Source organism: Rhizobium sp. 42MFCr.1, from assembly GCF_000377185.1.
In the GTDB taxonomy this organism is placed as follows: Bacteria; Pseudomonadota; Alphaproteobacteria; order Rhizobiales; family Rhizobiaceae; genus Rhizobium; species Rhizobium altiplani.
This window is the reverse complement of record NZ_KB897826.1, coordinates 1-2,491: the sequence shown is the minus strand read 5'-3', so window position 1 is coordinate 2,491 and position 2,491 is coordinate 1. Positions and strand designations below refer to the sequence as shown.

The 2,491-nt window shown below is 57.2% G+C and carries 2 protein-coding genes; one reads left to right on the top strand and one right to left on the bottom strand.

Annotation, left to right across the window (positions count from 1 at the left end; translation table 11 throughout):
• Positions 1–171: flagellin N-terminal helical domain-containing protein (locus C934_RS31865; protein WP_037089645.1), on the bottom strand; the 171-nt coding region annotated here is incomplete at its 3' end.
• 350 nt (positions 172–521) lie between these two features.
• Here C934_RS31865 and C934_RS0111075 point away from each other — a divergent pair.
• Positions 522–2,447 carry an O-linked N-acetylglucosamine transferase, SPINDLY family protein gene (locus C934_RS0111075; RefSeq protein ID WP_018856792.1) on the top strand — a complete coding sequence of 642 codons (1,926 nt, stop codon included), beginning with the start codon at positions 522–524 and terminating at the stop codon, positions 2,445–2,447.
• Positions 2,448–2,491: the final 44 nt, after the last annotated feature.

The window sequence follows — 2,491 nt, the reverse complement described above, 5'->3', positions numbered from 1 at the left end:
GTTGTCCGACTTCATCGTCGTGGCGATCGACCAGTAGGCAGCGTTGTCGGCAGCCTTGCCGACGCGCAGGCCAGACGAAACGGCGTTCTGCGTGTTATTCAAGCCCTTGTTGACGTTGCGCAGCGTCTGGAGTGCCGCCATGGCGGAGTTGTTGGTGTTAATGCTTGTCATAAGTCTGTCCCCAAAAACAAAATACAAAAGGAGGACATACCGGACTTCTATACCGGCGATGACGGACCAGCTTCATGCCACTCGGTGCCGTTTCTCTTGAGCAACCAAACCCGTCATGTCGGGAACAATTTTGCAGCCATTCATTGCCAACTCATTAAAACGGCTGATGAAACGGCGTCAGGTCCACGATGTGGTTAACGGTGTCCAAACACCCATAGGCGCCCGACCCAGCGGAACACGTCGGCTTCAAGCAAGCTTGGTGTGTCTAGATAGAGCAAAACTAGGCGCAATATGGCCTGCGCGCGTGTGGCCTTGGCGCTCGTCGACAAAATTCCGAATGGGGTGGGCTCTTGAATACCAATATTTCGTTTGCAGCGGCTTCGAAAGACTACCAAAAGGGACAGTATCTCAAGTCGCTTGAAGCGCTGAACCAAATCATCAACACGCAGAAGGATGTAAAAACGTACGTCCTGCTTGCCAAGAACCTGCTGAAACTCGGCTTCAAATCGGAGGCGGCAAGTGCCTATGCGTTGGCGGGCGAACTCGACAGCAACAAGGAGTCGCTTTACACGCGCGAAGCCGCGCTTCTGTATTTTGCTTGCGGCGACGAGGAGCAGGCCCTGCTTTACGCACTTCGTCTCATGTCTCTCGCTAGGTCCGACGTCGACCTTGCCAGCGTGCTTGTTAACATTCATCTGAAGCAGGGCCGAAAAGATCTCGTCAGTCCCTACCGCGACGTCATTTCCAAGAGCAGCAACCCGGACCATGCGCGCCTCGCCGTTCGAATGGTCGGCGACGACATTCTGGATGCGACCAACGAGACGCTTATCCGCAATCTCTTCAAGAAGTTTCCGGAGATCATATCGCTCCGGCTGCTCCTGCTCGTTTTCGCGCGCGAGGTGTGCGATTTCGATTTGGTCGCAAGGGAGTTTCAATCCGTACAGCGAATGCTCGAAAAGGGCGACCTGGGCTTCCTGGAACGCGACAACCCTTTCTACAACCTCCATTGGTGTGGCAACGAGGCGCTCAATGCGCGCGCCTCCCACACTCCTTCGCTTCCCCTGAAGGAGGCAGCCGCGCGGCGCAAAGCCGTTCCCCATTCATGGGGAGACAAAATTCGGATCGGTTATCTCTCCTCGGACTTTTGGGTTGGGCATGCGACTATGAAGTTGCTGCGCCGCGTCCTCGAGCTGCATGACCGAGACAAGTTCGAGGTGACGCTCTTCTGCCATACCACGGAGAAACACCTGGAACATGAGGCCAGCACTGTCGATCGCTCACAGTGGGGCGAAGTATGCATCGTCCGGGACATGACCGATGAAGAAGCCGCACAAGCCATTCGTGAGCGGCAGATCGACATCCTGATTGATCTCAAGGGGCACACACTCGGCGGACGGTCCAGAATACTAAACTATGGCGGGGCGCCAATACAGGCGACATGGCTTGGCTTCCCGGGCACGGTAACGGACATCGATCTTGACTACTCGATCGGCGATCGCTTCGTGCTGCCCGAGGGCAGTGAAGCGCACTATTACGAGAAGTTGGTGCGCATGCCGGACAGCTATCAGCCCAATGATCCCGCCAACCGTCCGAAGCCGAGGCCAACAACACGCGCTGAGGTCGGTTTGCCGGAGGATGCATTCGTCTTTGCCTCGTTCAACGCAAACCGCAAGATCAACGCGGACATACTCGACGTCTGGTGCAACATTCTCAAGCGCACGCCGAACAGCGTACTTTGGCTTATGCTTTCGTCACCGCGTACCGAGGCCAACTTGCGGAACTATATGAACAGGAGGGGGATCGATTCGAAGCGAGTGATCTTCTGCCCCCGCGTATCCTACGAAGAGCACATCGATCGCCAGCAGATGGCGGACCTCGGTATCGACACCTTCCCGGTCAACGGCCACACAACCACTTCCGAACAGCTCTGGGGTGGCCTGCCAGTCCTGACGGTCAAGGGCACCAATTTCGCTTCCCGCGTCACCGAGAGTCTGCTCAACGCAATCGGCTTGCCGGAACTCGTCGCCGCCGACATCAAGGCCTACGAGGACATGGCCGTCGAGCTCGCGAGCAGCCCGGAGCGCATTGCCGACTACAAGCAGCGCATTCGCCAGAACGCCTGCATCATGCCGCTGTTCGATGCGGAACGCTTCACGCTCCACCTCGAGAAGTCCTACGAGGTCATGGTGGAGCGCGCCAAGATGGGACTGGACCCTGACCACATCGACGTTCCGGCCCTGCCGCCGCGCACGGAGCCATTCTTCAGCTTCGACTAGATGGAAGCCCCACACAACAAAAAGCCCGCCGGTGAACGCCAGCG